The sequence below is a fragment of the Vreelandella lionensis genome (assembly GCF_044543515.1).
Lineage (GTDB): Bacteria > Pseudomonadota > Gammaproteobacteria > Pseudomonadales > Halomonadaceae > Vreelandella > Vreelandella lionensis.
This window is the reverse complement of the sequence record NZ_JBITWC010000024.1, coordinates 61,258-68,865: the sequence shown is the minus strand read 5'-3', so window position 1 is coordinate 68,865 and position 7,608 is coordinate 61,258. Positions and strand designations below refer to the sequence as shown.

Here is a 7,608-nt window from a genome sequence, read left to right as displayed (position 1 = left end):
GCCGACACGGCACAAGTGATAACTTGTCACCGGTTGAGTATGAAAGGCGTTACTTTAAGAGCCTAACGGGTGTCTAGAATACCCGGGGCGATTCACCAAGACACGAGGCTATTGAGGCGGGTGGCAAGCTTTCGTGTGAAGGAGATAATGTTTTTTATCATAAGATACCGAGCACACATAACCGTAAAGAAACAGGTGGATACTCAGGTTGACTGAACTAATTCCACTTTTGACTAAGCACTTTTGCAGATTTTTCGGCCCTTGTCTAATTAACCCTTATATTTCATATTAAGCTGTTCTGGTAACTGATTTCATCGTCCATTTGACCATGTCTGAATAAGGCTCCATTTATCAGCAAAAAATCACCACCCACAAAAAAGCCCACCCATCGCCAACAGCTTACGCTGCCTGACGATGGGCGGGTTTCGTGCTGCCTAAACGCTACTAGCTAAGCGCCTCCAACGACTCCTCAATAATACTCAGCCCTTCCTCCAACACCGCAGACGACACCGTCAGCGGTACAAGAATGCGGATGCTGTTGCCGTAGAAGCCACACGAAAGCAGGATCAGGCCTTTCTCGCGGGCTTTGGCGCAGAGTGCGCCGGTCATTTGCGGGTCGGGCTTGCCGTCGCGGTTGAGCAGTTCGAACGCGGCCATGGCGCCGAGCTGGCGGCCGTGGGCGACGGCGGGGAAGCGCTCTTCCCAGACGGCGAAGCGTTCGGCCAGCATTTTGCCCATCTGCTCGCTGCGGGCCAGGATGTTCTCTTCTTCGATGGCTTCGATTACCGCCAGGGCCGCCGCACAGGAGAGCGGGTTGCCGCTGTAGGTGCCGCCTAGAGAGTTGGGGCCGGAGGCGTCCATCACCTTGGCAGTGCCGACCACGGCAGAGAGCGGCATGCCGTTGGCGAGGCTCTTGGCGGTGGTGAGAATATCCGCTTCAATGCCGCTGTGTTCTAGGGCAAACAGCTTGCCGGTGCGGGCAAAGCCGGACTGCACTTCGTCGGCGATCAGCAGAATGCCGTGCTCGTCGCACAGGGCGCGCAGGGCTTTCAGGTAATCCGGCGAGGCGATGTAGAAACCGCCTTCGCCCTGTACCGGTTCAATCACGATGGCCGCCGTGCGGTGCGGGGCGATATCGGTTTTGAACAGCGTGCGAATGGCGTTTAGCGAAGCTTCTTCGCTGATGCCGTGCAGCGGGTTGGGGAACGGGGCGCGGAACACGTCGCCCGGCATCGGGCCGAAGTCGTTCTTGTAGGGCAGCACCTTGCCGGTCATCGCCAGGGTCATCATGGTGCGGCCGTGGAAGGCACCATCGAAGGTGATGATGCCGGTGCGGCCAGTGGCGGCGCGGGCGATCTTCACGGCGTTTTCCAGCGCTTCGGCACCGGTGTTCACCAGCATCGCTTTACGCTCGGGGCCGCGCACCGGGGTGAGTTCGCAGAGCTTTTGGCACAGCTGCACGTAGGGCGCGTAGGAAATCACCGCCGCGCTGGTGTGCATGACTCTCTTGAGCTGCGCTTCCACCGCCGCGACGATTTTTGGGTGGCGGTGGCCCAAGTTAAGCACACCAATGCCGCCCGCGAAGTCGATCCAGCGGTTGCCGTCGGCGTCCCACAGCTCAGCGTTTTCGGCGCGCTCGGCAAACTGGGTGGTCGGCGTGGCGGCACCGTTGGCCACGAAGCGGTTTTTCAGGTCGTTCAATTCTTGGTTAGTCATCATCGTTCTCTTTACAGGCCGCCTACGCAGACGTACTTCAGTTCGGTAAATTCATCGAGGCCGTGGTGGGAACCTTCGCGGCCCAGCCCGGACTCTTTCACGCCGCCAAACGGCGCAAGCTCGGTGGAGATCAAGCCTTCGTTCACACCCACCATGCCGTACTCCAGCTGCTCCATGGTGCGCCAGATGCGGCGGTAATCCGTGGCGTAGAAGTAGGCAGCTAGGCCAAACGGGGTGTCGTTGGCCATGGCGATGGCTTCTTCATCGCGCTGGAAGCGGAACACCGGCGCGACCGGGCCAAACGTCTCTTCATCGGCCACGGCCATTTGCGTGGTCACATCCGCCAGCACCGTGGGGGTAAAGAAGCGATCACCCGCCGCGTGGGGCTGGCCGCCGCACAGCAGGCGCGCGCCTTTATTCACTGCGTCGTCGACGTGGCGCTGCACTTTATCCACGGCGGCTTGATTGATCAGCGGGCCGATGATGCTGCCTTCTGCTAGGCCGTCACCCACGTTGAGCGCGTTCACACGCTCGGTGAGCTTCGCGACGAAGGCATCGTAAATGCCGTCTTGCACTAGGAAACGGTTGGTGCACACGCAGGTTTGCCCGGCGTTGCGGAACTTGGAGGCGATGGCACCGTTCACGGCGGCGTCGACATCGGCGTCGTCAAACACGATGAACGGCGCGTTGCCGCCCAGCTCCATGGCAGTTTTCTTCACCGTGCTGGCGCACTGGGCCAGCAGGTGTTTGCCAACCGGGGTAGAACCGGTAAACGACACCTTGCGCACCCGAGGGTCGGTGGTGAGCACCTCGCCCACGGCGGCAGGCTTGGAAGCGGTAACCACGTTGATGGTGCCTGCGGGCAGGCCCGCTTCCAGCGCCAGATAGGCGGCGGCCAGGGCGGTCAGCGGCGTGGCTTCTGCTGGCTTGATGACCACGGTGCAGCCAGCGGCCAAGGCCGGGGCGCACTTGCGGGTAATCATTGCGAGCGGGAAGTTCCACGGGGTAATCGCGGCCACCACGCCCACCGGCTCGCGCAGTACCAGCAGGCGCTTGTCCGCGCCGTGGCTGGGCAGGGTTTCCCCCGCCATACGCTTGGCTTCTTCGGCGAAGAACTCAATGAACGATGCGCCGTAGGTCACTTCGCCTTTGGCTTCCGCCAGCGGCTTGCCCTGCTCTAGGGTCATCAGGCGGGCTAGGTCGTCGGCGTGCTCATTGATCAGCTCAAACCAGCGACGCAGCAGCGCGGAGCGCTGTTTCACCGGGGTGGCGCGCCACGCGGCACCGGCTTCATAAGCGGCGGCCACGGCGTCGCGGGTGTCGTCGGCGCTTAAATCCGCCACGTGGGCAATGGTTTCGCCGGTGGCGGGGTTATCGACGGCAAAGGTCTGCTGGCCTTTGCGCCACTGCCCGCCCACCAGGGCCGGTACGGCATCGTGCAACCACTGTTCGATAAAGCTCATAACATTCTCCTGGTCTACAACCTAATAGGCACGCTAGCAGCAAATCTTAGGCAGGCGAATGCACCACTTTTGCGTTCAAGCAGACCACTTTTCTGTTTTACTACGATATTGAAAGAGCATTATCGACAAGGGAGAACTTGGATGGATTGCCAAGTCGCTTTACAACAACTCATAAAAAGCTATGCGCAGCAGCCTGAACGGTTGAGTAAGCAAGTAAGGTTAGAGCAGGCATTAAGGCAATCGATCAATCAAGATTGGCCTCACCAAACTCGATTACCTTCACATCGCAAGCTTGCGGCAGCCTTAGGAGTCGCTCGGAATACCTTTTCTTTAGCGGTTGCCACGCTTATCGAAGAAGGACTGCTTACAACCTCACACGGCAGTGGAACGTGGAGCTGTAAAAAAGTGGCGGCTCCCACTACCTCAACGCCCACCAAGGTGCAGCTATCCAATCGTGCCCAGCGAGTACTGCGATGGCCGGGGGCAAGTACTGTTCAGAGCGGGGCCTTCGTGCCCGGCATTCCCGATATCGCCCAATTCCCCATGCGTAAATGGCGTCAGCTCTACGCCAGCGTCACGGTGCCGCAAAATGCGCTGCTGCTCTCCTACTCCACCGGCGGCTACGGCCCGCTGAAACGCGCGATTCGTGATTTCCTGGCCCGCTGGCGGGATATCCATTGCGATACCGAGCAGATCATCATTACCGATGGCACCCACAACGGCATTGAGCTGTGCGCCGTTGCCCTGGCGGATGTGGGCGATACGGTGGCCATGGAGTCGCCCTGCTACTGGGGTGCGCGCAACGTGTTTACCGCCGCCGGGCTTAACATCGACATGCTGCCGTGGCGGCTTGAAGCGGGTCATGCCTTGCCCGCTACTCCCGGCCCCGTGGCGCTGGCTTACCTCACCGGTTCGCACCACTACCCGCTCAGCGTGCCGACCAGCGCCGAGCATAAACAGCGGCTGTGTGAGGCGTTATCGCCCACCTACGTGGTGGAAGATGACTATGAATTTAACCGCGACGACCATCCCAACCTGCTGTTTGATGCCCACTCTGAGCGCCATTTGCTGGTAGGCTCTTTCTCTAAGATGATGTTTCCCGGCCTGCGGCTGGGCTACTTGGTGGTGCCGCGCCATTTGGCAGGGCCCATGAACCGCCTGCGCAGCGAGCTGTTTCGCGAGGGCCGTATGCTGGACCAAGCCGTGCTGGCCCAGTTTATTTTTGATGGTGATTTGGATGCCTGGTGTCGGCGCATTCAGCGGGACTACTTAGGCCGCCAGCAAGTGCTGCACGACCAGCTACGCTCGCTGCCCCACGTGCGCTCGGTGTCACCGCCTAGCAGTGCCATCAGCCTGTGCGTGGAGTTCGAGCCGGGCATTAATGATGTGGCCATCGCACAATCGTTGCTGAAAGAGCACTTAATCGTGCGGCCGTTAAGCCCTGTGTGTGCGCCGAATGACCCTCGCGTTGGTTTGGTGATGGGGGTGGGCATGCTCTCTGGTGAAACGTTGGTGCGCGAGGCACAGCGCCTGCGCCGCTGCCTGGAGCCGCTGCTGCGCTAAGCGGCCAACGCGCTTTATCCGTCATCAGTACACTACACAAAACGTGAGTAACACGACTTATCCACAAGGACCGTCCTATGCATCGCTCTGTTGATAGCTTTTGGGTCTCTACGCTCTCTTCCGCTGCCTCCTCTTCCACCGCCCAGCTACGCGGGTGGCTGGCCGTCGCTGCCCTACTGCTGCTCTCTGGGTGCGCCACCTTTGCACCCAGCCCGCCGGAGGATCAGACCAATATCTGCGAGATTTTTCGCGAACAGCCTAGCTGGTACGACTACGCGCAAGAGTCTGAAGAGAAGTGGGGAACGCCCATCGCAACTCAAATGGCGTTTATTCAGCGGGAGTCCTCGTTTCGCAGCCACGTGCGCCCAGACCGCAAATACTACCTTGGCTTTATTCCCGGCCCGCGCCCCTCTTCCGCCAAAGGCTACGCCCAAGCTCAAGACCCGGTGTGGGGCGAGTACGAAGACCAAGCGGGCAGCCTATTTGCCCGGCGCACGCATATGAAACACGCCACCGATTTCATTGGCTGGTACAACGCCCGCACTCGCGCCCAAACGGGCATTTCGCTCAACAATCCTGAGCACCTCTATTACGCCTACCACGAGGGCGCAGGCGGCTATCAGCGAGGCACTTATCGCAGTAAACCCCAGGTGCTCAACGCAGGCCGCCAAGTGGCGAGCCTTTCCAACCGCTACCAGGCCCAGCTCAACAGCTGCCAGGCAGAGTTCCAGTGCCGCAAGTTCTATCAGGTGTGGCCATTCTGTCGTAGCTGAGGGCGTCTTTCATGACACTGTTAATGGGATTCGCCTTTGTCGGCGTGGTGTTTTTCACTTCCATGCTCTCCGGCGTATTTGGTATGGCGGGCGGGCTAGTGTTGCTGTGGTTCCTGCTGGTGATATTCCCCGCCAGTACTGCCATGGCCGTGCATGGGGTGATTCAGTTAACGTCCAATGCTTCTCGGGCGTGGCTTTCGCGGCGCTTTATTGTTTGGCGCATTGTGGCACTGATGGCGCTGGGAGTACTCAGCGCGGCAGGGCTTCTGTTGCTGTTTAACTACACGCCCAATGCGGCCACTGTTTCTTTATTGATCGGGCTGCTGCCCATCTTGGTATGGACGCCCAAGCACTGGTTCCAGCTAGACGCTCATCGCGCCAGCCACGCGTTTTGCTGCGGCATCGCCTCAGGTGGCCTCACGATTGCTGCAGGGGTATCCGGCCCGCTGATCGATATCTTCTTTGTGCGCTCGCAGATGGACCGCCGCCAAGTTGTGGCTACCAAGGCCATGATTCAAGTGGTCGCCCACTCCATCAAAATCCTCTTCTACTTGGGTGCCGCCCTTGCGCTCAGCGTGGGTGAGTGGAGCATCGTGCTCCTGGCCGCTCCGTTTGCCATGCTGGGCACCCAAACCGGCACACGGATTCTGCACCGCCTGACCGACGCCAATTTCCGCACCTGGACCCGCTGGATCGTGACCGGCATTGGGGTGTTCTACTTCCTGCAAGGTGTGTATCTGTTAACTCGTTAACCGTTGAGGGCCTTCGCGGCACGCTTTAGAGGGCGACCTATACTGACCTTACCTAACGCTGGAGGTCGCCATGGATTACCACCACTACCGCGAAGCCCTTGCCACATCGCTTGCCCAAAGCGAGCTACCCTTTGCCCCCGCTGAGTATCAAGCGCGCCTAGAAACGGTGCGCCACGCCATGGCCCAGCGCGAGCTAGACGCGCTGCTGCTCACCGACCCCGCCGATATCAATTATTTGACCGGTTACCACACCTTTGAGGTATCGGTGCATGCCTGCTTGGTCTGCACGCAAGACAAGCTCGTTCTACAAGTGGCTTCGATTGAAACGGGTGCCGCGGTGGTGACCGCCCGCGTCGACGAGATTATTGGCTACCGGTGGGAAAACTTAGATGAAATCATCGCTCCACTAGCAGACCTGTTAACCCCCTGCCCGCGTATTGGCATCGATGGCTGGAGCAGCGGGCTGAGGGTGGGCGTGATGAACGCCCTGTCTCAGGCGGTGGGTAAAGAGCGCTTTTTTGAAGCGGGCGACCTGCTCGATGCCATCAAGATCGTCAAAAGCAGCGCCGAGCTTGAGATGCTCAAAGAGAGCGCCCGCATCACCGCCGTTGGCTTAGAGACGGCGCTGGCCGCCATTCAACCTGGCATGACCGATAACGACATTGCCGCCATTGGCGCTAAAGCGCTACTCGAAAACGGTAGCGAGTTTATGAACTTACAGCCTATCGTCACCAGCGGGCACCGCATTGGGGTGATTCACGTTAACCATAAACGCCGCGTCATTCAGGCCAACGAGCCAGTGTTTTTAGAGTTCGGTGCAGCGTATCAGCGCTACACCGCACCGATGATGCGCACCGCCGTAACCGGCACCCCGAACGCCGCCCTCACCGCCACTCAAGACCTCTGCCGCTCGATGTTTGAAACCCTCTGCGAGGCCATGCGCCCCGGCCACTCTTTTGATGCCGCCGCCCAGGCCGCCGATACCCTGCTGGCCCCTCAACGCGACCAGCTGTTTTTCTCCGGAGTGTTTGGCTACGCCGTAGGCGCGCAGTTTCCGCCGAGTTGGGTTGAAGGCACGGGCTACATTGCCAAAGGCCAAACGCGCACCTTTGAAACCAACATGGTGTTTCATTTACCGCTCTGCCTGCGGGTGCCCGGCCAGTGGGGCGTTGGCTTAAGCGATACCGTGGTGGTCACCGAGCAGGGTGCCAAGCCGCTCACCAACAATGATTGGCAGCTTTATCAGGCCCGTGATGATGGCCCGTGATAATAGTCCGAGACAATAGCCTGAGATTGACATCACGATTGAGGGAGGCTATCTTCACCAGAAACGCAAATGAG

Annotated in this window: 6 protein-coding genes; 4 read left to right on the top strand and 2 right to left on the bottom strand. The window is 59.6% G+C overall.

The annotated features are described in order from the left end of the window. Positions 1 to 444: 444 nt before the first annotated feature. Entirely contained in the window at positions 445 to 1,716 is a 1,272-nt protein-coding gene (gabT, locus tag ACIGG6_RS14740; RefSeq protein ID WP_399845393.1) for a 4-aminobutyrate--2-oxoglutarate transaminase, read from the bottom strand. An 11-nt stretch (positions 1,717 to 1,727) separates the two neighbouring features. Then, positions 1,728 to 3,179 carry an NAD-dependent succinate-semialdehyde dehydrogenase gene (locus ACIGG6_RS14735; RefSeq protein ID WP_230834544.1) on the bottom strand — a complete coding sequence of 484 codons (1,452 nt, stop codon included), beginning with the start codon at positions 3,177 to 3,179 and terminating at the stop codon, positions 1,728 to 1,730. A 141-nt stretch (positions 3,180 to 3,320) separates the two neighbouring features. On the opposite strand from ACIGG6_RS14735, the gene ACIGG6_RS14730 reads away from it, so the two are divergent. The 4 genes from ACIGG6_RS14730 to ACIGG6_RS14715 all read left to right on the top strand — a co-directional run bounded on the left by ACIGG6_RS14730 (position 3,321) and on the right by ACIGG6_RS14715 (position 7,534). After that, entirely contained in the window at positions 3,321 to 4,742 is a 1,422-nt protein-coding gene (locus ACIGG6_RS14730) for a PLP-dependent aminotransferase family protein (RefSeq protein WP_399845391.1), read from the top strand. A 77-nt stretch (positions 4,743 to 4,819) separates the two neighbouring features. Further along, entirely contained in the window at positions 4,820 to 5,515 is a 696-nt protein-coding gene (locus ACIGG6_RS14725) for a transglycosylase SLT domain-containing protein (RefSeq protein WP_399845388.1), read from the top strand. 11 nt (positions 5,516 to 5,526) lie between these two features. Next, the gene (locus tag ACIGG6_RS14720) at positions 5,527 to 6,267 is read left to right on the top strand and encodes a TSUP family transporter (protein ID WP_399845386.1); all 741 of its coding nucleotides are present in this window, start codon (positions 5,527 to 5,529) and stop codon (positions 6,265 to 6,267) included. 70 nt (positions 6,268 to 6,337) lie between these two features. Then, positions 6,338 to 7,534 carry a M24 family metallopeptidase gene (locus ACIGG6_RS14715; protein WP_399845383.1) on the top strand — a complete coding sequence of 399 codons (1,197 nt, stop codon included), beginning with the start codon at positions 6,338 to 6,340 and terminating at the stop codon, positions 7,532 to 7,534. Positions 7,535 to 7,608: the final 74 nt, after the last annotated feature.